Raw genomic sequence first — 804 nt, 5'->3', positions numbered from 1 at the left:
GGATCCCCCGGCGGCAGGTCATAGGCGGCGCGGTCCTGACGCACCGCCTCGACGCCCCGCGCCTCGGCATCGGCGACCGAGACGAGGCGGAATTCCACCTCCCGGCCGTCATGGGAGAGCCGGATCACGTCGCCCGGATCGAGGGCCAGCCGCGAGGGCGGCAGACGGAAGGTGGCGCTTTCCCGGCCGATCCAGGCCTCCATCAGCGCGCGGCGGCAGCGGCGTTCGTTCGGCGGGTGCTCGAACCCGTGGCGCACCCGCCTCACCCTCGGCGGGATGGCCATCGGGAAACTCTCGGACGCGATGCGCGTCGTATCGACCGTGATGCGCCGCGCTTCCACGAGGGCGGCATCATAGTCCTCGTCGGTGCGCGCGACCTGCCACTTCAGCGCCTGCGGCAGTTCGGTTTCCTGCGCGCGGACCAGTTCCAGCGCTTCCCCTTCGCGGGATGCCACGAGGTCGTCATGCGCCAGTGTCGCGACCGAGGCACGGCCGCGCATGACGAAGCGGATCATGCCTTCGGTCTCGATGGCATCGAAGCCGAAATGCCGGGCCAGCGTGGAAATCGACGCGCGAGGGCTTTCGAGGGCGCCGATGACATAGCCCTCGACCGCGCCCCAGAGGCCGGAGACGTCGATGAATGCCTCATAGAGGCCCGCTCGCAGGCACAGGTGGCGCACGAGGGCGGCGAGAGATACCGCGCCCAGCCGCCCCGTCAGCCAGTGGCCGAGCCGCCAGTTCGGCCCGTCCGTCCAGATCCCGGTCAGTTCCGGAAAGAAAGGATAGGGTCGCGCGTCCCAGGTC

1 protein-coding gene is annotated in these 804 nt (G+C 70.1%); it reads right to left on the bottom strand.

Going from position 1 to position 804, the window contains the following annotated elements; all coding sequences use genetic code 11:
* Window positions 1-804, bottom strand: an 804-nt coding sequence (locus G8O29_RS18170; RefSeq protein WP_242679194.1) for a phage tail protein, incomplete at both ends; no start/stop codon positions are given.

Source organism: Rhodobacter calidifons (genome assembly GCF_011174775.1).
In the GTDB taxonomy this organism is placed as follows: domain Bacteria; phylum Pseudomonadota; class Alphaproteobacteria; order Rhodobacterales; family Rhodobacteraceae; genus Tabrizicola; species Tabrizicola calidifons.
The sequence above is the reverse complement of the archived record's forward strand: the minus strand, read 5'-3'. Positions and strand labels throughout refer to the sequence as shown.